This is a genomic window from Actinomadura terrae (genome assembly GCF_022751215.1).
In the GTDB taxonomy this organism is placed as follows: Bacteria; Actinomycetota; Actinomycetes; order Streptosporangiales; family Streptosporangiaceae; genus Spirillospora; species Spirillospora terrae.
Genome location: NZ_JAICDG010000002.1, coordinates 1,048,927 through 1,068,227, shown reverse-complemented (window position 1 = coordinate 1,068,227; position 19,301 = coordinate 1,048,927). Strand labels below are relative to the sequence as shown.

The 19,301-nt window shown below is 73.2% G+C and carries 19 protein-coding genes; 4 read left to right on the top strand and 15 right to left on the bottom strand.

The features are described from left to right. Window positions 1-63 precede the first annotated feature (63 nt). Both K2F47_RS14915 and K2F47_RS14910 read left to right on the top strand, forming a co-directional pair. Window positions 64-687, top strand: a complete 624-nt coding sequence (locus K2F47_RS14915) for a hypothetical protein (protein ID WP_242903486.1) — start codon at window positions 64-66, stop codon at window positions 685-687. A gap of 80 nt (window positions 688-767) precedes the next feature. Further along, window positions 768-2,042 carry an amidohydrolase family protein gene (locus K2F47_RS14910; RefSeq protein ID WP_242903484.1) on the top strand — a complete coding sequence of 425 codons (1,275 nt, stop codon included), beginning with the start codon at window positions 768-770 and terminating at the stop codon, window positions 2,040-2,042. Window positions 2,043-2,144: 102 nt separating this feature from the next. Here K2F47_RS14910 and K2F47_RS14905 read toward each other — a convergent pair whose 3' ends face one another. Continuing rightward, on the bottom strand, window positions 2,145-3,380 hold the full coding sequence (locus tag K2F47_RS14905; protein WP_242903482.1) for an MFS transporter: 1,236 nt from the start codon (window positions 3,378-3,380) through the stop codon (window positions 2,145-2,147). 195 nt (window positions 3,381-3,575) lie between these two features. On the opposite strand from K2F47_RS14905, the gene bla reads away from it, so the two are divergent. Next, a complete protein-coding gene (gene bla, locus K2F47_RS14900; RefSeq protein WP_272496910.1) occupies window positions 3,576-4,481 on the top strand; it encodes a class A beta-lactamase in 906 nt (301 codons plus the stop codon). On the opposite strand, the gene K2F47_RS14895 is transcribed toward bla, so the two are convergent. The 13 genes from K2F47_RS14895 to K2F47_RS14835 all read right to left on the bottom strand — a co-directional run bounded on the left by K2F47_RS14895 (window position 4,474) and on the right by K2F47_RS14835 (window position 16,819). Then, window positions 4,474-5,346 (bottom strand): alpha/beta fold hydrolase, encoded by an 873-nt coding sequence (locus K2F47_RS14895; RefSeq protein WP_242903479.1) that lies wholly within the window; start codon window positions 5,344-5,346, stop codon window positions 4,474-4,476. The two genes, bla and K2F47_RS14895, sit on opposite strands and share 8 nt — an antisense overlap. 16 nt (window positions 5,347-5,362) lie before the next feature. Next, complete coding sequence (locus K2F47_RS14890) at window positions 5,363-6,340, bottom strand: UDP-glucuronic acid decarboxylase family protein (protein ID WP_242903478.1); 978 nt, start codon at window positions 6,338-6,340, stop codon at window positions 5,363-5,365. A 16-nt stretch (window positions 6,341-6,356) separates the two neighbouring features. Beyond that, window positions 6,357-7,484, bottom strand: a complete 1,128-nt coding sequence (locus tag K2F47_RS14885) for a glycosyltransferase family 2 protein (protein WP_242903476.1) — start codon at window positions 7,482-7,484, stop codon at window positions 6,357-6,359. Between the two features lie 23 nt (window positions 7,485-7,507). Continuing rightward, window positions 7,508-8,362 carry a glycosyltransferase family 2 protein gene (locus tag K2F47_RS14880; protein ID WP_242903474.1) on the bottom strand — a complete coding sequence of 285 codons (855 nt, stop codon included), beginning with the start codon at window positions 8,360-8,362 and terminating at the stop codon, window positions 7,508-7,510. A gap of 134 nt (window positions 8,363-8,496) precedes the next feature. Beyond that, window positions 8,497-8,907: an HIT family protein gene (locus K2F47_RS14875; protein WP_242903472.1), complete on the bottom strand. Its 411-nt coding sequence runs from the start codon at window positions 8,905-8,907 to the stop codon at window positions 8,497-8,499. Further along, entirely contained in the window at window positions 8,904-9,977 is a 1,074-nt protein-coding gene (locus K2F47_RS14870; RefSeq protein ID WP_242903470.1) for a glycosyltransferase family 4 protein, read from the bottom strand. The genes K2F47_RS14875 and K2F47_RS14870 overlap by 4 nt, the downstream gene beginning before the upstream one ends. Further along, a complete protein-coding gene (locus K2F47_RS14865; protein ID WP_242903468.1) occupies window positions 9,974-10,498 on the bottom strand; it encodes a dCTP deaminase in 525 nt (174 codons plus the stop codon). Before K2F47_RS14865 ends, K2F47_RS14870 begins: the two co-directional genes overlap by 4 nt. Further along, the gene (gene dcd / locus K2F47_RS14860; protein ID WP_242903466.1) at window positions 10,495-11,022 is read right to left on the bottom strand and encodes a dCTP deaminase; all 528 of its coding nucleotides are present in this window, start codon (window positions 11,020-11,022) and stop codon (window positions 10,495-10,497) included. Before dcd ends, K2F47_RS14865 begins: the two co-directional genes overlap by 4 nt. Then, window positions 11,019-11,978: a diiron oxygenase gene (locus K2F47_RS14855; RefSeq protein WP_242903464.1), complete on the bottom strand. Its 960-nt coding sequence runs from the start codon at window positions 11,976-11,978 to the stop codon at window positions 11,019-11,021. Before K2F47_RS14855 ends, dcd begins: the two co-directional genes overlap by 4 nt. A gap of 59 nt (window positions 11,979-12,037) precedes the next feature. After that, a complete protein-coding gene (locus K2F47_RS14850; protein ID WP_242903462.1) occupies window positions 12,038-12,706 on the bottom strand; it encodes a hypothetical protein in 669 nt (222 codons plus the stop codon). Beyond that, window positions 12,703-13,866: a hypothetical protein gene (locus K2F47_RS14845; protein WP_242903460.1), complete on the bottom strand. Its 1,164-nt coding sequence runs from the start codon at window positions 13,864-13,866 to the stop codon at window positions 12,703-12,705. The genes K2F47_RS14850 and K2F47_RS14845 overlap by 4 nt, the downstream gene beginning before the upstream one ends. A 34-nt stretch (window positions 13,867-13,900) precedes the next feature. Then, complete coding sequence (locus K2F47_RS14840; RefSeq protein ID WP_242903459.1) at window positions 13,901-14,596, bottom strand: HAD family hydrolase; 696 nt, start codon at window positions 14,594-14,596, stop codon at window positions 13,901-13,903. Between the two features lie 222 nt (window positions 14,597-14,818). After that, window positions 14,819-16,819: an elongation factor G gene (locus K2F47_RS14835; RefSeq protein WP_242903457.1), complete on the bottom strand. Its 2,001-nt coding sequence runs from the start codon at window positions 16,817-16,819 to the stop codon at window positions 14,819-14,821. Between the two features lie 321 nt (window positions 16,820-17,140). Between K2F47_RS14835 and K2F47_RS14830 the strand changes: the two genes are divergently transcribed. Continuing rightward, a complete protein-coding gene (locus K2F47_RS14830; protein ID WP_272496909.1) occupies window positions 17,141-18,412 on the top strand; it encodes a helix-turn-helix domain-containing protein in 1,272 nt (423 codons plus the stop codon). Here K2F47_RS14830 and K2F47_RS14825 read toward each other — a convergent pair. Next, window positions 18,402-19,301 carry an ABC transporter permease gene (locus K2F47_RS14825; protein WP_242903453.1) on the bottom strand — a complete coding sequence of 300 codons (900 nt, stop codon included), beginning with the start codon at window positions 19,299-19,301 and terminating at the stop codon, window positions 18,402-18,404. The two genes, K2F47_RS14830 and K2F47_RS14825, sit on opposite strands and share 11 nt — an antisense overlap.

The following is a 19,301-nucleotide window of genomic DNA, read 5'->3' as shown; positions in this document are numbered from 1 at the left end:
GCATTGTGAGGGACCGATGTCGGCGCACATGTGGTGCTGTCAAAATGGAGGAAAATGTCTCATATGAGTAGCCGGGGCGGTCCCATCGCCCGTCCCGAGGCGGCACCGAGCGGGAGGACGATCGTGCTCGGCGCCGATATCACCTCGTTCGCCGATGTGCGGCGGGACGACGGCGTCCACTCCTACCTGCGCCGGACCATGTACGGCACGCTGGAGCGCGCGGCCGGGGCCAGCCGCCTGCCCTGGCCGCGCTGCCGCCGCGACGACCGGGGCGACGGCGCGATGATCGTCTTGCCGCCGGGCACGCGGGCGGCCGGCGTCCTGGACGCGCTGCCGCCGCGCCTGCACGCGCTGCTGCGGCACGCGAACCACGGGACAAGCGACGTCCAGCGCCTGCGGCTGCGGCTCGCGGCCGACGTCGGCGCCGTCAACCTCGACGAGTACGGCACGTTCGGGCGGCCGTTCATCCAGGTGGCCCGCATGCTGGACGCGCCGCCGTTCAAGGCCGCGATGGCGGCGGCCGACGCGGACGTGGGCCTGCTCGTCTCCGACCACCTGTTCCGCAGCGCCGCACCGCCCGCCTGGCCGATCAGCCGCGACGCCTACCGCCCTCTGCGCTTCACCTGCAAGGAGACCCGGGCGGACGCTCACCTGTGGCTCCCCCGGGCCCGTCCGGTAGCGCGGTGACGGTCCCGGCGAGCGCGAGGGCCTCCGCGCGGACGGCCTGACGGCGCAATCCCCAGTGTGCACCCCAACAAGGAGACTCGATGTTCACCCTGCTCCGTGCCGCGCACCTCCTCTCCATGGACCCGGACGTCGGCGACCACTCCCCCGGCGAGATCCTCCTGGAGGACGACCGCATCGCCGCCGTCGGCACGACCCTCACCCCGCCCCCCGACACGCAGGTGATCGACATCCCGGACGGCATCCTCCTGCCCGGCTTCGTCGACACCCACCGGCACATGTGGGAGGCGCTGCTGCGGGGCATCGCGCCGGGCCACACGCTGGACGACTACATGTCCGACGTCCTCGGACGGCTCGCCCCCGCGCTCGGCCCGCACGACCTCCACCTCGGCACGCTGCTCAGCGCCCGCGCCGCGCTCGCGTCGGGGATCACCACCGTCCAGGACGTCTCGAACGTGCAGGAGAGCCCGGAGATCACCGACGCGGTGATCGCCGCGCACCTCGACTCCGGCCTGCGCACCGTGTTCGCCTACGGCAGGAGCTTCCCGGCCCTGATGCGGGACGGCTTCGCGCTGCCCGCCGACGTCCGCCGCGTCCGCGCGGACCTCCTGCCCGCCTCGAACGGCCTGGTCACCATGGCCCTCGTCACCGAGGGAGGCGACGACGACGTCGAGCGCCGCAACGCCGCCCTCGCCCGCGACCTCGGCCTGCGCGCCGCCCGGCACCTCTCGGTCGGCAAGTCGGTCGCCCGGCTCCGCGACATCGGCGCCCTCGTCCCCGGGACCACGTTCATCCACGCCAACGGCGTGGACGAGGGCGAACTCGCGATCATCGCCGACTCCGGCGGCGGCGTCTCGGTCTCGCCCGCCGTGGAGCTGATCATGGGCCACGGCTACCCGATGCTGAGCGCCCGCCGCCACGTCCCGGTCAGCCTCAGCACCGACGTCGAGGTCACGGTGCCCGCCGACATGTTCACGCAGATGCGCGCGGCCTACCAGGCGGGCCGCCACGCCGAGCACGGCGTCCACGACCGCCCCGGGCTGTCGGTCCGGGACGTCCTGCACATGGCCACCCTCGCCGGCGCCCGCGCCCTCGGCCTGGGCGACCGCACCGGCTCCCTGACCCCCGGCAAGCGCGCCGACCTGCTGGCCCTCCGCGCGTCCCGCCCCGACGTCGCCCCCGTCCTGGACCCCTACAGCACGGTCGTCCTGCAAATGGACCGGGCCCATGTGGACACCGTCCTGGTGGACGGCCGCCCCCTCCTCCAGAACGGCCGCCCCGCAACCGACGACACCGCCCTCCTGGCCGAAGCGGCCAAGGCGGTCACCCGCCTCAAAAGCCAAACCCCCGCCCCCTGACCGTGCCTGCCGGTCCGGCGCGGGTTAGGCCGGTTGCGGACAGGGCTTAACCGTGTTCTTGGACGAAGGCGGAGGTCAGAATGGGGGCACGGGACCGGGCCGTCACCTTCGCGTCCGTCGGTACGGTGACTCTCGCGTGGGGTGCCCCCGTGCGGTCCGGTCTCCCGGGCCGCGTGTGCCGAACGCGGCGACGAGCGCGAAGACGCCGACTCCGGCGAGGGCCGTGGTCGCCGCCGTCGAGCCGAGGTCGAAGAGGCGGCCGATCACCAGGTCGCCGGCGAAGGCGAACATGCCCGCGCAGAACGCCAGCACCCCGTAGTACGAGCCGAAGCTCCCGGACGGGGCGTGCCGGGACGCCCGCTGGAAGATCGACGGCTGGACCAGGCCGTTCGCCACGCCGTTGAGGACCGCCGCGAGCATCAGCGGGGCCGTCTGGGTGCCGTCCAGCGGGGCGAGGACGAAGAACGTCGCCGCCGCGCACAGCAGCCCGGCGCGCAGCACCCATGGGCGCTCGCCCCGGCGGCCGGACGCGACGAACGGCTGGACGGCGGCGGCGACCGCCGCCAGGACGCAGAAGCAGAGCGTCGCGGCGGCGGGGGTGAAGCCGAGGAGCGGCACCGAGGTCATGATCTCGTTGGCGAGCAGCGTGGTCGGCGCCGTCATCAGCGCGAACAGCATGAAGCCCCGGTCGCGGACCACCGTCCGCACGCCGCTGAGGATGTCGCGCGCGTCTCCCCCGCGCCGTGTGCGGCGGGGCAGGAGGAGGAACAGGGCGCCGCCGACCGTCCAGAGGGCGGCGGCCGTGGCCGTCAGCAGCGGGAAACCCGGGCCCAGCGACAGCAGGACGAGGCCCAGCGGCGGGCCCGCGACGGTCGCGACGTGCTGGGCCGCGACGTAGGCGGCGAACCCGCCGGGCCTGCGGTCGGGGCCGACGCCGGCGAGGAGGGTCTGGGCGGCGGGGTTGTAGAGCGCGCCGCCGATCGCGAGGAAGACGGCCGCGCACAGCAGCGCGCCCACGTCACCGGCGGCACCGAGCAGGAGGAAGCCGAGCGCGCGCACGGCGCAGGCGATCGCGCCGGTGCGGCGCGGGCCGAGCAGGTCGGTGACCGCGCCGACCGGCAGCAGCAGCGCGTACTGGAGGCCGACCCGGACGCCGAGGACCAGCCCGACCGTCCCGGCCAGGAGGCCGAGGTCGTGCCTGAGGTGGGCGACGAGGTGCGCCGTCACCGCGAAGAAGCCCAGGCAGGCGGCGAGCTGGACGGCGACCACCGTCACGATCACCCGCCGCCCGGACGGGTCGGCGGCGGTGGCGGGCGGGGAGGCGGTGGCGACGGTCACGGGACGTAGCACACCAGAACGGCATACCGGGCGGCGAACCGATCATGGTTCGGAGGGGCGGGCGGAGGGGCGTTCCGCTGCGTCTGAGGAGGGTCGATATTTCTTTGGCTATAAATGTGTGTGCCATATCAATATTGGACATCGCGTGATCGGCTCTGCTCTGCTGGGCGGCATCGCCGTCTGAGCGGGGGTCCTATGGCTGGGGAGCGGTACGGCGCGTCGCGGCGCGCGTTGTTGGTGGGGGCGGCGTTGCTGCCGTTGGCGGGGTGCGGGTCGGACGAACGGCCGAGGGCGGCGTCGTCGTCGGCCGCGGCTCGTCCTGCGGTGGGGCCCAAGTTCGCGGCGCTCGAACGGCGGTACGGGGTTCGACTGGGGGTTTATGCCGTGGCGACGAATAGTGGTGCGGCGCTCGCCTATCGCGCGGACGAGCGGTTCGCGTTCTGCTCCACGTTCAAGACGTTGGCGGCGGCGGCCGTCCTGCACAACAATCCGCTCAGCCATCTGGAGAAGCGCGTCACCTACACGCGGGCCGACGTCAACTCCATTTCCCCGATCACCAAGGACCACATCGGGACGGGAATGACGATCCAGAGGCTGTGCGAGGCGGCCGTCATTTACAGCGACGGGACGGCGGGCAATCTGCTCATGCGCGATGCCGGCGGCCCGGCGGGACTGACCGCCTATATGCGCCGGCTTCAGGACTCCGTGAGTCGTATGGACAATTACGAGCCGGAGCTGAATCGGGACCGGCCGAAGGACCCGCGCGACACCACCACTCCCCACGCGATCGCCACCGACCACCGGCGGCTCGTGCTGGAGGACGCGCTGCCCCCGGAGAAGCGGGCGCTGCTCCGGGGGTGGATGGAGCGCGGCGTCACCGGCGCCGCCCGCATCCGCGCCGGGCTGCCCAAGGGCTGGCGGCTGGCGCACAAGACCGGGACCGGCGACTACGGCCGGGCCAACGACGTCGCCGTGGTGTGGCCGCCCGGCAAGGCGCCGTTCGTCCTGGCGGTCATGACCGACCGGGACGGCTACAGCACGCCGCCGAAGGAGGCGGCGATCGCCGAGGCCACGCGGCTCGTCGTCTCCGAGTTCAGCTGAGGAAGTCGAGAAGGTGCCGGGTGGTCTCGGCGGGGGCCTCCTCGGGGAGGAAGTGGCCGCACGGGAGGGCGGCGCCCCGGAGGTCGTCGGCCCAGGTCCGCCAGATCTCCAGCGGGTCGTACCAGGCGGCCACGGCGCCGGTCGCGCTCCAGAGGGCGAGGACCGGGCAGGCGATGCGGTTCCTCCCCCGGTCCTCTTCGTCGTGCCGGTGGTCGAGGGTGGCGGCGGCGCGGTACTCCTCGCAGATGGCGTGGACGGTCGCGGGGTCGCGGAACTTGGCGGCGTACTCGGCGCGGACGGCCGCGGGGAAGGCGTCCGGGGCGTCCGACCAGGAGTCGAGCATGTGGTCGACGAACGTCTCGGGCGCCCCGGCGATCAGCTGTTCGGGGACGGGCGCGGGGGCGGCCAGGAACGACCACACCCAGTAGCCCAGGCTGAAGTCCATGCCGGCGCGGCGGAACGCCTCGCCGGTGGGGACGATGTCGAGCACCGCCAGGCGGTCGACGGTCGCGGGGTGGTCCAGCGCCATGCGGTAGGCGCAGCGCGCGCCGCGGTCGTGCCCGACCACGCCGAACCGGTCGAAGCCCAGGGCGCGCATGACCTCGACCTGGTCGCGGGCGATCGCGCGCATGGCGTAGGGGGCGTGGTCGGGTGTGCTCGGCGGCGTCCCGCTGTCGCCGAACCCGCGCAGGTCGGTGACGACGACCGTGTGGCGTTCGGCGAGCCGCGGCGCCACGCGGTGCCACATCAGGTGGGTCTCGGGGATGCCGTGCAGGAGGAGGACCGGGGGGCCGTCGCCGCCCCGGCGGCCGTGGATCGTCGTGCCGGACGTGGTGATGTCGAACTCGGTGAAGCCCTCGAACATCCCCCCATGATCGCCCCTAGTCGGCGGTGGTGGCCTGGCGGGTCAGCGTTCCGGGGCGCCGCGCCCCGCCCTCGTTCAGGAACCAGGTGATCGTGCGTCCGATACCGTCCTCGATGTCGGTCTTCGGGGACCAGCCGAGCGACTGCGCGGCGCGCTCGATGACGGGACGGCGGCGGGGCGGGTCGTCCTGCGGGAGGCCGTGGTGGCGGATCGGCGAGGTCGAGCCCGTCAGCCGGCACACGATCGACGCCAGCTCCAGGACGGAGTACTCCTGCGGGTTGCCGAGGTTGACCGGGCCCGGCTCCGTCGAGTCGATCATGGAGAGCAGGCCGCGGACGAGGTCGTCCACGTAGCAGAAGCTCCGGGTCTGGGTGCCGTCGCCGTGGACGGTGAGGGGCTCCCCCGCCAGCGCCTGCGAGATGAACGTGGAGACGACGCGGCCGTCGCCCGCGTCCATGCGGGGGCCGTAGGTGTTGAAGATGCGGACGATTCCCGTGTCGACGTCGTGGGCGCGGCGGAATGCCGACGTGAGCGCCTCGGCGTAGCGCTTTCCCTCGTCGTACACGCTGCGCGGCCCGATCGGGTTGACGTTTCCCCAGTAGTCCTCTGGCTGCGGGTGCAACGCGGGGCTTCCATAGACCTCACTGGTGGACGCGAGCACGAAACGCGCCCCGTGCTGTTTCGCGAGCGAAACGGCGTGCTCGGTGCCGCGGCTGCACGTCCTCAGGGTTTGCAGCGGGCGGAGGAGGTAGTCGGGCGGGGAGGCGGGGCTCGCCAGATGGGCGACGGCGTCGACGGAATAGTCGATGTCCAGGCCGAGCGCGACGTCGCATTCGACGAAGACGAACGACGGGTCGGCGATGAGCGGTTCGATGTTGGAGAGCTTTCCGGTGCTCAGGTCGTCCACGCACACGACCTGGTCGCCGCGTTCCAGCAGGGCTTCACACAGGTGCGAGCCGAGGAACCCGGCGCCGCCGGTGACAACAACACGCATTGACGCTCCCTTCTGTTCACGCAGATGTGACGGCGCCGCGAGAGACCCGCCGCGCCTCGCGCAGGACCGCGTCCCGGTAGCGCTCGCCCAGCCGCGCGACCGGCGGCCGGAGCACGCATGCGTCCACGCCGCCGTCGGGGTGCGGAAGGGCGAGCCCGACCAGCGGCGACGCCTCTACGGGGCCGTCGAACAGGGCGGTGACGGCGCTGTCGCGGACGGCACCGTCCGCGTCGAGTTCGGCACCGACGACGAGGAGGTCGGTGCCTTGGGAGGGGCCGCGCACGACGCCGGGGACGCGTCCGGCCGGGACGCAGCGGCGCACGTTCTCCACGGCGTCGAGGTAGCACTCGTTCGCCTCGTACATGCCGAAGGCGCGGAACAGCTCGACGTCGAGGGACGGCCATTTGGAAAGGAAGTAGGTGCCGTTGCCGTCGAAGCTGACGGTGTTGGCGGCGTTGTCGCGGGGATGGGGCAGGTGCAGGCCGAAGACGTCCGGTGCCATGGTGATCGGGGTGCCGGTGGCCTGGATGCGGTAGCCCCATTCCTGGTCCTCGATTCCCCAGCCGCGGAACCCCTCGTCGAACAGCAGGCCGTGGGCGCGGACGAGCGCGGCGGGCAGCGCCACGAAGCCCGACCAGACGAGCGTCCAGGGGAGGACGACCGGGTCCACGCGGCGGCGCGGATCGGGCGGGGCCTCGCGCGGGTCCAGGTCCGCGAGGACCTTCCGGTAATGGTCGAAGGGCTCCAGCCCACCATCGCCGGAACGGCGGCTGCTGTACCCGATGGACTGGCCGAGGACGCAGATCTCGTCCTCTTTCGCGAAATAGCGCTCGTAGAGGTTCTCCAGCGTGGCGGCGGGGAGCGCGACGTCGGCGTCCAGCGTGACGATCACCCGCCCGGTCGCCTGCCGGATCGCGAGGTTGCGGGCCCGGCTGACGTTCCACGGCTCCTCCGACAGCACCGAGCGGATCGTGAGGCGGTCCGCGAACCGGGCGCAGAGCGCGACGTACTCGGGCGAGTACTCCAGCGCGCCGACGACGACCTCGAACCGGGAGCGCTCCATCGTCTGCTCGGCGAGCGACGCGAGGACGATCTCCAGCGTCCGCGGGCGCCGCTTGTAGGGGATGACGATGCTGAGGTCCACGACGTCTCGTCCTCGCGACGGCCTCACCCGGCGTGCGCCGCGGCCGGGGCCTCGATGAGGTTGGACACGCCGCCGAGGTAGTAGCGGACGGTCGGCAGCCCCGTCGGGACGATGCGGACCTCGTTGTTCAGCAAAACCTGGAGGAGCTTGTCGTCGGGCGCCATGTTGTTGGCGTGGTCCTCCTCGGTGTAGGTCTCGGGGATCGGGTGCTCCATCAGGACGTCGCGCCGGATCAGCCAGGAGCTCTGGTCGACCAGGTAGACGGGGTCGCCGGGCTCGATCACGGTGCTCGGGCGCCAGGTCTTCCGCCGGACGGGGTCGGCGCGGTCCATCAGGTGGTTGGTGCCGCGGACCCAGACGCCGCGGTCGCACATCATGTTGTAGATGCGGGCGGCCTCGTCGAGGTCGCGGTGGCGCGCGGTGTGCCACAGCTCGTCGAGGTAGGGCGAGCCGTCGGGGAACAGCATCTTGCGGCCGGAGTGGACGGCGGAGGCGCCGCTGGCGCGGGCCGTCCGCATGAGCGTGCGCAGGTGGTCGGACTCGTACTCGTTGTCGTCGTCCAGGTAGGTCACCCACGGGGACGAGGCGACCCGGGCGCCCTCGTTGAACAGCCGCGCCTGGCGCGGGTAGGTGTAGCGGCGCTCGTGCGGCTTCCCGACCTCCTCGGCCGGACGGCGGACCAGGTGCGGCACGACCCGCAGCCCCAGCCGGGACGGGGCCTGCTCGGCGGTGGGCACCGAGTCGGCGTCGTCGTCGATGACGATGACGTGCTCGATCTCGCCCTCGTAGTCCTGCGCGCGCACCGAGTCCATCGCGCGGCGGAGCATCTCCGGGCGGCAGCGGGTGAGCGTCACCACCGATATCGGGTCCTGCGGCATCGGGTCATCCTCCTCGGGGGCACGCGCCGACCGGGGTCGGGAGGCGCGGCACGGACATGTCCCAGTGCCTTCATGGTGCCAGGGAAGGCAATTTTTGGCAATACATTGGCAACTAGATGCCTGGCGGGGTCGGCTCAGAGCAGGCGGAGGCGGTCGCGGGTCGGCGCGAGCGTCTCCAGCGGGACGGGCGCCGCCGTCCACGGCCTGGTCAGCCGGTCGCCGGCGGCGCGCGGCACCAGGTGGACGTGCAGGTGGAACACGTCCTGCCAGCCCGCGTCGCGGTTCGCCTGGAAGAGCGTCAGCCCGTCCGGCTCCAGGACGTCGCGGATGCGCCGCGCCATCCGGTGGACGGTCCGCGCGACCGCCGCCGCCAGCTCCTCCTCGATCTCCCACAGGTCGGCGCGGTGCGGCCGGGGGATCACCAGCGTGTGCCCGTCGGTGACGGCGGTGATGTCGAGGAAGGCCAGCGTCAGCTCGTCCTCGTACAGCAGCGCGGCGGGCTCCCGGCGCGCGATGATCGCGCAGAAGACGCAGCCGTCGGTCATGGCCCTCCCTCGATGGCGGCGGACAGCCGGGCCAGCTCCGCCGCCGTCCGCGACAGGGCGAACCGGGCCGCGTTGCGGCGCCCGGCGGCCCGCAGGTCGGCGAGCGCGGCCTCGTCCCGGCGCAGCCACGCGACCGTGTTCGCCAGGCCGGACGGGTCGGTGAAGTCCACCGCGACGGCGCTGTCCCCGAGCACCTCCGTCAGCCCCGGCACCGGCTGGTAGAGCACCGGCAGCCCGCACGCCTGCGCCTCGACCGCCACCAGCCCGAACGCCTCCAACCGGGTGGAGGGGACGAGCAGCAGGTCGTGCCGCGCGAACGTCCGCCACAGCGCGGGCCGGGACAGCCAGCCCAGGTAGCGGACGCCGGACAGGTCGTGCCGGTCGCGCAGCGCCGCGTACTGCGCCGCCGGGGCCGCGACCGACACCGAGACGCCTTCGAGGCGCGCGCCGTCCACGATCAGGGCTTCGACGCCCTTCTCCGCCGTGAGCCGCCCCGCGTACAGCAGCCGGGGCAGGCCGGGCTCGGCGGGCTCGCGCTCCGGCGGCGCGGCGAGCAGGTGGTCGGGGACGCCCCACGGGACGTGCTCGACGCGGCGCACCGCCCCCGGCGCCAGGCCGTGCAGCACGTCGGCCATGGCCAGCGTCGGCACGACGATCGCGTGCGCGGCGGCGGCCGCCTCGCGGAGCACCTCGCCCTGCGTCGGGTGGTCCACGGCGAACAGCAGGTCGGTCCCGTGGACGAGGGCGAGGCCCGGCCGGCCGGGGAACGCGCGCAGCAGCGCGGGCGTCGCGCCGAACGCGAGGTGCTGGAGGTGCAGCACCCCGTGCTCGGCGGGCCCGAACCGGCGCCGCACGGCACCGGCGAGGTCGTCCACGTAGCGCCAGAAGTCGGGGCCGTCCAGGCACTTGCCCTTGACGTCCAGCAACGCCGGATCGGCACCACCGGAATCGCCCAGCATGAACACGTCCGCCTCGATCGGGCGGCCCGGCCCGAGGTAGAGGTCGCGGAGGAGTTCGACGCTGCCGCCGGGGCTGTCCGGCGGCAGGTCGACCCCGGTGATCACTCTCATTGGAGCTCCCGGTACAGGTGGGAGATGTCGATGCCGTCCGAGCGCGCGTACTTGGCCGCGACCTGCTGGTAGCTGAGCCGCGACCCGTGCACGGCCAGGAAGACGACCTTCCCGAACGTCATCCGCGGGTAGACCCGGACGGGACGCGCCACCCGGATCTCCAGCGTCCAGCGGATCGCGTGGCCGACGTGCCCGAGCGGCGCGGACACGTGCACCCAGATCCCGAGCCCGCCGATCGTGTGGTCGCCGTTCAGCAACTGCGCGTACCGCTCGGACCCGGTGCGCTCGTGCGTGATGCCGAGGTAGAGAAGGCCCGGCAGCAGCACCATGCCCTCGGGCGGGATGACCTGCTCGGGCAGCTCCGTGGAGGCCGCCGCGTCCAGGTCGACGTCGCAGACGCGGATCGTGTCGCCGAGCCGCCAGTCGTAGGCGTTCGGCGAGACCCGCGCGGGATCGAACGGGTCGATGACGATGTCGCCGAGCCGGACGGCCGCGCGAATCGCCGGTCCGGTGAGGATCATGGAAGGGCCATCCGGTCGGCCCAGTACCGGGACGCCTGCGGGCCCTCCGACCCCTGGTACTTCCCGTCGTACAGGTCGATCCGGCCGAGCGAGACGAAGAACATGATCTGGCCGATCTTCATCCCCGGGTAGACGCGCAGCGGGCGGACGGGCGAGAGCATCAGCGTCCACTGCCCGACGAACCCGATGTCGCCGATCGGCGCGGTGATCTCCACGAACAGCCCGAGCCGGCCCACCGACGAGCGGCCGAACAGCAGCGGGACGTAGACGTCCGACCCGACGCTCTCGACCGTGTGGCCGAGGTAGAGCTGGTCGGGCCGCAGCACGTGGCCCTCCTCGCCGAGCGTCACGGCGCTGGTCGGGTTCGAGCGGTAGGGGTCGATGACCTCGTCGGTGTAGGCCAGCAGCGTCTCGCCCAGCCGGACGTTGTAGCTGTTGGGGTTGACCTGCTCGGGGACGAACGGGGAGATCGTGATCCGGCCGTCGGCCGCGGCCTCGGTGATCTCCGGGCCGGTGAGGATCATGACGGCGCCGGCAGGTCGAGGTCCACCAGGTGGTCGACGCCGAGCTCGCGGATCAGCCGCTGGATCGGCGCGAAGTCGGTCAGCATCAGCTCCGCGCCGGGCAGCGCGCGGCTGTCCTCGACGATCGCGCGGGCGTCGGCGAACCCGGCGAAGGAAAGGATGCGCAGCCACAGCTCGTAGTCCTCGGCGCCGAACGCGGTGACGGCCTCGGGCAGCCGCCGGACCAGCAGGTCCCGCTGCGCCGCGTTGAGGTGGACGAACACGTCCTTCATCACCTCGGCGCAGATCGGCCCGTGCGCGGCCTCGTCGCGGGCGTGCAGCCGGGCGACGAGCGCGTGCCCCGGCTGGATCGTGCGGTCCCCCGCGACGAGGTCGAGGAAGGCGTTGATGCTGACCTCCCCGACGACCGTCCACAGCAGGTAGAGCAGGTCGCGCTCCCACTGCTCGGACGCCTCGTCCGCCAGCCTGTAGAGCCTGCGGTTGGTGACCGGGTGGAGGTAGTCGTTCGGTTCCGCGGTCACCTGGCGGGCCTCGCGGCTGCGCTGCATCGCCAGCATGTGCATGTAGGTGTGCCACACCTCGTCGATGTGCGACTGCTGGATGGCCTCGCGGGCGTCCATGCCGTCCGCGCCCGGGAACACCCCGTGGGAGAGCTTCTCGAACGTCGGGTTGGCGACGTGCTCCTCCGCCGCGATGACGCGCTCGTTGTAGGCGAGCCAGGCGAGCGTGTTGACCTGGAGGCGCTGCTCCTCGGACGCCGCCAGATAGCCCGGGTGCTCGGCGAACGGCAGCAGCGAGACGGGGTAGTCCATCAGGGCGGGGTCGTAGGGCCCCGGGTCGGTCACCTTGTCCAGGTCCGTGCGGATGGTCGCGCGACGCGGCCAGGCCGCGACGAGCCGCCGCAATGTGTCCCGGCCGGAGTCGGCCGAACCCGGCGCGTCGGACGTGATCGTCATGTCGGTGCTCCTCATTCACTCCTGGCGTGCGGTACCTGAGGTCGAGGGCGGACAACGGGTCAGACGGCGAGGGCTGGATGGTCGTGGACGGTCAGGTCGGCGCGCACCGCGTCCGCCCGCGCAGCCAGGTAGGCGTGGTTGAGGCGTGCGGCGGGCTCCCCGTGCGCGTGCGGGGTGAGGAAGTGCAGGCCGCGGCGGGACGCGGCGACCGCCCCGGCACGCCGTCCGTCCGGTGCCGGACGCGCGGCGCGGACGGACGCCGGGAGCGGCACCTCCCCCGGGTGCGTCCAGTGGGCGCCGCCCGACCGGAACGCGGGGAGCAGGTCGTCGAACCAGCGCTCGGCGGCGTCGAGGAGGGCGAGGCCGGGGGCCAGGTCGTCCCATGAGCCGGTGCCGACGGTCCGCGCCCAGAACACGCCCCGCGTGACGAACCTCGGCGGCGCGGACGGCTCGGACGAGCGGATCAGCGTGAGCGGAAGCAGCGCCCGCGCCGTGACCTCCTCGCACGCCAGCAGCGACAGCACGGGCAGACTTTCAGGACCGGTGAAGGCGACCTCGCGCATCGGCGGCGGGCACGGCGCGGCAACCTCGCACCACGGGCAGTCCACGGGACGGAACAGGATCTCGGGCTCGGGGCCGTCGGTCCTGACCCGCAGGTCCGGGACGAGGGTCAACGCGGCGGCCTCCCGCGCCGCCATCGCGGCCGCCGCCGCGAACGACGCAGTCATGGCACCTCGATTCCGCACAGATCGCCGGGCGCGGCCGGTGCCAGGTCGGCGAGGACGCCCGCGCGGAACCCCGCGAGGCACGTCTCGACGAGCCCGGCGCGTCCGGACGCGTCCAGCCGCTCCTTGTCGGGTTCGCTGAGGCCCGCGTCCAGCCACGTCTCGACCGAGCGGCGGAACACCGGCGAGACCTCCGGCACGGTCGCGCCGGGGTCGGCGGAGACGTCGACGCCGAGCAGGTACCCGGCGGCCCACACCTCCAGCGCGGCCTCGACCGGGAACACCATGGCCTCGGCGATGCCCATCGACGCGTACGCGTCGCCGCCCTCCAGGTGCTCGGCCCAGCCGTCCAGAACGGCGTCGGGCGACGCGCCGAGCAGCTCGCACCAGTCGTGCCAGTACCAGCCGAACAGCGAGTCGACCGGCTCCTCGGCCGCCGGACGCGCGAACCGGATCAGGCAGCGCGAGTCGTGCAGCTCCAGCGTGTGCGGGAGCCGAGCCCGCGCGCCCGGCATCGCGGCGGACTCGGCGCCGTTCCAGTAGCGCGCGTCCACCCCGGCGTGGTCGGCGAACACCGCCGCGTGCCGGGTGCCGTGCGTGCCGTTGCCCGCCACGCTCGGCAGGTCGCCGTGGTCGATCAGGCTCGGCACCGTGCCGACGGCGGGGACGCCGCGGTCGCGGCAGAACACCGTCACGGCCTCGTCGTCGTCGCGGTAGTCGTCGGGGAACGCGCGCAGGTACTCGGCCAGCGCCCGCGCGTGCTCGGCGGGGAGCAGCAGGCCGAGCGTCGGCGTGTACTCGTAGCGCGACAGCGGCGCCCACCGCGAGCCGAGCGCCGCCGCGCGCCGCAGCAGGTAGGAGTTGCGGACGCTGTTGCGGTTGGCGTAGAGCGCGATCGCGTGCCCGGGGCGGAGCCGCACCGCGCCGGTCAGCTGGGCCACGAAGTCCGCGGCGAGGACGACGTCGTCCTGGAGGACCAGGTGGTGCGTGGCGTCCGGCGGGCAGGCCGCCCAGGCGCGCTTGGCCGTGCGCAGCGGGCTCGGCGGCCCGCCGGGGTCGGGGTCGGGGACCAGGACCGGCGACAGCTCCGCGCACCCGCGCGCGACCGCCCGCGCGCTGCGCTCCCGGCTCGGGTGGTACATCACCGCGACGCTGACCTGCATGTCGGCCACCTCCTCTCGATCTTGCGGTGCGGGGTCAGTCGGCGGTGCGGAGCAGGTGCGGGCCCATGACGTCGTGGACCTCGTCGGCGTCCACGCCCGCCTCGGGCCCCTGGAGGTGGACGCCGATGCAGCGCATCCCGGCGCGGCGCGCGGCGGTGATCCCGACCGTCGCGTCCTCGAAGACGAGCACCTCGTCGGCGCGCAGTCCGGGCCGGTCCGCGCGGAGCGTGGCGAGCGCTGACAGGAACCCCTCGGGGTCGGGTTTGCCGTGCGTGACGTCCTCGGCGGTCACGACCGTCACGAACAGGCCGAGCAGCCCCTCGGCGGCGAGCACGGGCGCGGCCTCGGCGCGGGGCGCGCCGGTGACCACGGCCAGCGGGACGTGCGGGGCGCGCGCGGCCAGCGCGCGGATGAAGGCCGCCGCGTCCGGCCGGACCGGGGAGACGGCGCGGACGCGCGCGACGTAGCGGTCGAGGCGGTCCCGGCAGAGCGTCTCGACGAACTCCGGCGACGGCGTCCCGCCGACGTGGTGGGCGTACATCGCGCGGAACATGTCCGGGTCGTTGAGCCCGCGCAGCCCGAAGAAGAAGGCGCGGTCGAGTTCGGCGCCCATTTTCGCGGCGACGGTTTCGGCGTAGACGATGAATTGGAACTCATCGTCGTCGGTGATGGTCCCGTTGAAGTCGAAGACGACGGCCTGTACGCCCGTGACGCCTCCCACAGTGATCATTCGGTCAATGGCAGGTGCGATTCCGGTGAGGTTCATGTCAGCGATCCATCCGCCCTGAAATTCCCTTCCAACGGCGTGCATGGAGAAGTGCCGCGCCGCCGCGTGCGCGGCGGCCGCTCCGGTTACAGCGTGCACGATTCCCGAGAAAGGCGGCTAGCGTGCGAAGGCGGCAGCATGGGGCAATGGCAGTGAGCTGTCACGGGGGTGTCGGACGCGGCGGTGTCAGACGCGGCGCACCACGTGCAGCAGGTACTCCTCGCGGTCGAGCGGGTCCACGCCGGAGCGCGGGCGGCTCGGCGCCTCCCCGCGCACCGGCGCGTAGCGGTCGAAGGCCGATTCGAGGACGCCCTCACCATGCGTCAGCCCAGGTAGGCGCCGCTGCAACTCGTGCACCCGCGCCGCCGGGATCGTGCCTTCGAGCAGGGCCGTCCCACCCTTGGTGCGGTGGTCGCGGGGGACGGCGCGCAGCTGCGCGAGGACGGGCAGCAGCGCCCGCACCGTGCTCGCCGGGGTCTCGATGCTGAACCCGTGCAGCGGCTCGTGTACCCGGGTGCCCGCCCGTTTCAAGGCGGCCATGAGAACGAGCGGTGTCAGGTTGCGGAAATCCCCGGCGGTGCTCGACATGCTCTTGTCGAAGGTCCCGTGGGAATGGCTCTGCCGCGCCCAGTACCCGCAATGCGTCATCGCGACGGCGCAGTCGACGACCTGCCATCCGCGCAGTCCCTGGCGGAGCGTCTCGGTGACGGTCTCCTCCACCGCGCGGAAGAACGTGGGCGGCATCGCGCCGAGTTCGACCTCCAGCCCGAACCGCACTCCGGTGCCGGGCGGAGCGGGTTCGACGCGCAGCCCGACGGTCGCGAGAAAAGGATTGGGATCGGCACCGATCGCCTCGTCGGCCGCGCCCGAGCCGACCGGCCGCTCGACACAGATCGTGGTGGACTCGCGGAAGGCGACCTCGACGCCGAATTCGTCGAGCAGCGTCGCCTGGAGCACCTCTTTCTGCACCTCCCCGTAAAGCAGCAGCGACATCTCGCCGGGGCCGTCCTCGCGCAGGTTGATCAGCGGGTCCTGCTCGGCGAGCCGGGTGAGGGCGGCGTGCAGCGCGCCCCGATCGGCGCGGCGCACCGGCGCGACGACCGTCTCCAGCGTCGGCGGCGGGAAGTGGCGGGCGCCGGAGGCGGCGGGGTGCTCCCCGATGTGGTCGCCGACCCGCACGCTGCCGAGGCCCCACAGCTTGCCGATCCGCCCGGCGGTGACCGGGGCGCGCAGCACCTCCGCGCCGTGGTCGACCACGCCCACGTCGGTGACCTTCTCCTCCGTGTTCTCCTTCGTGCCGCCGGCGGAGCCGAAGCGGACGCGGTCGCGCGGACGCACCGTCCCGGAGTACATGCGGACGTAGGCGATCTTCTCCCCGGCCTGACCGCGCTCCACCTTGAACACCGTCCCGGACGGCGGCCCCCCGGCGTCGACCGCCGCGCCCGGCAGCAGCGCCGTGATCCCGTCGATCAGCGCGGGCACACCGGCGCCGGTCATCGCCGAGCCGAAGTACAGCGGGTGCGCCACGGCCCGCGCGGTCTGCGCGGCGAGCGCCGCGCGCAGCCGTCCCGACCCGACGGCGGCCTCGTCGTCGACATAGGCGGCCAGCAGGTCGTCGTCGTGGCGGGAGAGGAGGTCGAGCAGCCGCGCGGTGAAGGCGGGGTCGTCATCGGTGAACGGGGTGAAGCGGGCGTCGCGCGTCCCCGCCCCGGACGCCGCGCCCATCGGCACGACCGCCGGGGTTAGCCGCGCGGACACGCCGCGCAGCACGCCCTCGGGATCGGCGCCGCGCCGGTCGATCTTGTTCACGAACACGAGCGCGGGCACGCCGAGGCGGCGCAGCGCGCGCCACAGCACCCGGGTCTGCGGCTGGACGCCCTCGACGGCGGACACGACCAGCAGCGCGCCGTCCAGCACGCCGAGCGCCCGCTCGACCTCGGCGACGAAGTCGGGGTGGCCGGGGGTGTCGATCAGGTTGACCGAGGTGCCGCCGACGGTGAACGACACGACCGCGGACCGGATCGTGATGCCGCGCCGCCGCTCCAGCGCGAGCGTGTCGGTCTGGGTGCTGCCGTCGTCGACGCGGCCGATCTCGTCGATCACCCCGGCCTGGTGCAGGAGCCTCTCGGTCAGGCTCGTCTTACCGGCGTCGACATGGGCGAGGATGCCCAGGTTCAGCCTTTTCACGAAGCGTCATCTCCTCTGCGCTGGCAACGATCACCGGTGTGCTGGACATGACGCTCGTCCTCATCTCGTCCCTGCCTTCCTCGTGTGGACGGCCGCGGCGGGACGCCGCGGCCTTGCCCGAACGACAACAGACGGGTGCCCTCTCGTCAACCGGATATGCCGGTCTCCCGGTCAGGGCTTGTCAGGCCTACCTGTCCGGTGCTGCCATCGGCGGGCGAGTCTCTGGCATCATGTTGTCATCGAGTACCTTGACCGCTAGTAACCGATGATCAGAAGGGGAACGCCGCAACCGTTCGCCTGATCAGTTCTGCGAGTGACGACATGCTGGAGCAACCGGCTTTCGGTCGGCGTTTGAAGGCCCTGCGGCTCGAACGGGGGCTGACACAGGCCGCGGTCGCCGAGGGCGGGGTGTCGACGGGCTACCTGTCGCGCCTGGAGTCGGGGGCGCGGCCGCCGACGGCGCGCGCCGTGGAGTTCCTCGCCGCGCGGCTCGGCGTGCCGGTCTCGGCGTTCGAGGCGACGTCCGAGCCGCACTCGCTGGCGCAGATCATCGCGGCGGTCGCGTCCGCCCCCGAGGAGGACGGCCGTCCCGAGGCGCTGGCCGACCCGCTCGCCGAGGCGCTGCGCGCCGAGCCGGGCGCCGAGGTGGCGCTGCGCTGGCAGGGGCTGTGGCTGCTGGCCCGGCTGCGGGCGGCGGGCGGCCGCTACGAGCAGGAGCGCATGCTGCTGGAGGAGCTCGTCGAGCTGAACGACCGGATGGGCGTCGCGGAGCTCGCGGTCCGCACCCGGGCGCGGCTGTCGCGGTGCGCGCAGACGCTCGGCGACAACGCCGCCGCGCGGGCGCACGCGCTCGCCGCGCACCAGCAGGCCGAGGGGCTCGGCGTCGCCGACCAGGTCGCGGTGCTCCAGGTGCTGGTGTCGGCCGAGGCCGAGGCGGGACGGCTCGCCGAGGCGCGCGGCCACGCCGACCAGTGGTGCGCGCTCGCCGAGCCGCTCGGCGGGGCGGCGTGGGTGCGGGCGCTGTGGGCGTCGGCGACGGTCGCGATCCGGCAGGCCGACTACACCGCCGCGCGCGAGGCGCTGGAGAACGCGCTGCGGCGCGCCGACCCGCACGAGGACCTCGTGCTGTGGCTGCGGCTGCGGCTCGCGGCGGCCTCGCTGTACCTCCAGGTCTCCCCCGCCGCGACCGACCAGGCCCGCGCGATGCTCGACGAGGTCGCGCCGGTCGCCGAGCTGGCTGGCACGGAGCTGCACCGCCAGCAGCTGGTGACGCTGCACGCGCACCTGGCGTTCGAGGAGGGCCGCGTCGAGGACGCCCGGACCCTGTGCGCCCGCGTCGACGAGGCGGGCCTGCGGCTGTCGTTCCGCGACCGCGTCCGGTTCCAGGCGCTGCGCGGGCAGCTCGCGATCCTGCGCGGCGACGTGGAGGAGGGCACCCGCGTGCTGAACGAGCTGGCCGAGCAGGCGCAGCGGGCGCTGAACGTGGAGCTCGCGGCGGAGGTGTGGCGCGGCCTGGCGCGGGCCCTCGCCGACGCCTACGGGGGCGACGATCACGACGCCGCGTCCAGACCGCGCGCGGGCACTAGCCGTTGACCCCCGTGTAGTGCCGCAGGGCGAAGTTCCACAGCAGCCGTGACCCGACGAACGCGGCGAGCCCGGCCAGCGGGGCGGCCGCCGCGAGCGCGGCCGGGACGCCGAGGCCGGAGGTGTTGCCGGTGATCGTGGCGGCCGGGAAGTAGGCGACGAACGCCAGCGGCAGGACGAACGTGAACGCGCCGTTGACCGCCCCGGGCAGGATCTTCAGCGGGTAGTTGCCGAAGGTGCTGAACAGCTCCTCCACCCAGCGGCTCCAGGAGAGCCCCGCCGGGAGCCGCAGTTGCAGCGCCGACAGCAGCGTGAAGATCGCCCCCTCCATCAGCGCGCCGCCCGCGAGCGCGGCGGCGACGTAGCCGATGCGCAGCGGGGTCCACTCGGTGTCGAGGGCGGCGACCGCTCCGGCGAACATCGACACGCCGACCAAGAGGTCGCCGAGCGCGTTGCTGGGGAAGATCGAGAGCTGCACCTGCCGGTACACCGGCAGCGGGCGCAGCAGATACGCGTCGATCTTGCCCGCCTGGACGATCGTGGAGAGCTCGGTGGCGCGCCCGCAGAACAGCTCGAACACCCCGTGGCTGAGCATCCGCATCGCCGCGATCAGCAGCACGGCGTCGCTCGGCCAGCCGCCCATCCCGGGGAACCGGCCGAGCAGCACCGACGCGAACACGATGATCGACACCTGCCACGCCACCCCGAAGGCGACCTTGAGCAGGAACTCGGCCCGGTACTCGGCCTGGGCGCGGAAGGTCAGCCCGACGATCCGCAGCGTCAGCTTCAGGTCGGCCCGCCGCGTCAGCCGCAGGTCGCCGTGCCGCGTGACCCGGAAGTCGGGCCGCCGCGCGTCGCCGTGCTGTTTCCTATGGACAACCTCTTGGACGTCGCGCAC

Coding starts and splice junctions, on each gene's coding strand:
- K2F47_RS14915 (WP_242903486.1), top strand. CDS start 64: ATGAGTAGCCGGGGCGGTCCCATCGCCCGTCCCGAGGCGGCACCGAGC.
- K2F47_RS14830 (WP_272496909.1), top strand. CDS start 17,141: ATGCTGGAGCAACCGGCTTTCGGTCGGCGTTTGAAGGCCCTGCGGCTC.
- dcd (WP_242903466.1), bottom strand. CDS start 11,022: ATGATCCTCACCGGCCCGGAGATCACCGAGGCCGCGGCCGACGGCCGG.
- K2F47_RS14855 (WP_242903464.1), bottom strand. CDS start 11,978: ATGACGATCACGTCCGACGCGCCGGGTTCGGCCGACTCCGGCCGGGAC.
- K2F47_RS14865 (WP_242903468.1), bottom strand. CDS start 10,498: ATGATCCTCACCGGACCGGCGATTCGCGCGGCCGTCCGGCTCGGCGAC.
- K2F47_RS14890 (WP_242903478.1), bottom strand. CDS start 6,340: ATGCGTGTTGTTGTCACCGGCGGCGCCGGGTTCCTCGGCTCGCACCTG.
- K2F47_RS14895 (WP_242903479.1), bottom strand. CDS start 5,346: ATGTTCGAGGGCTTCACCGAGTTCGACATCACCACGTCCGGCACGACG.
- K2F47_RS14850 (WP_242903462.1), bottom strand. CDS start 12,706: ATGACTGCGTCGTTCGCGGCGGCGGCCGCGATGGCGGCGCGGGAGGCC.
- K2F47_RS14845 (WP_242903460.1), bottom strand. CDS start 13,866: ATGCAGGTCAGCGTCGCGGTGATGTACCACCCGAGCCGGGAGCGCAGC.
- K2F47_RS14870 (WP_242903470.1), bottom strand. CDS start 9,977: ATGAGAGTGATCACCGGGGTCGACCTGCCGCCGGACAGCCCCGGCGGC.
- bla (WP_272496910.1), top strand. CDS start 3,576: ATGGCTGGGGAGCGGTACGGCGCGTCGCGGCGCGCGTTGTTGGTGGGG.
- K2F47_RS14875 (WP_242903472.1), bottom strand. CDS start 8,907: ATGACCGACGGCTGCGTCTTCTGCGCGATCATCGCGCGCCGGGAGCCC.
- K2F47_RS14840 (WP_242903459.1), bottom strand. CDS start 14,596: ATGATCACTGTGGGAGGCGTCACGGGCGTACAGGCCGTCGTCTTCGAC.
- K2F47_RS14910 (WP_242903484.1), top strand. CDS start 768: ATGTTCACCCTGCTCCGTGCCGCGCACCTCCTCTCCATGGACCCGGAC.
- K2F47_RS14880 (WP_242903474.1), bottom strand. CDS start 8,362: ATGCCGCAGGACCCGATATCGGTGGTGACGCTCACCCGCTGCCGCCCG.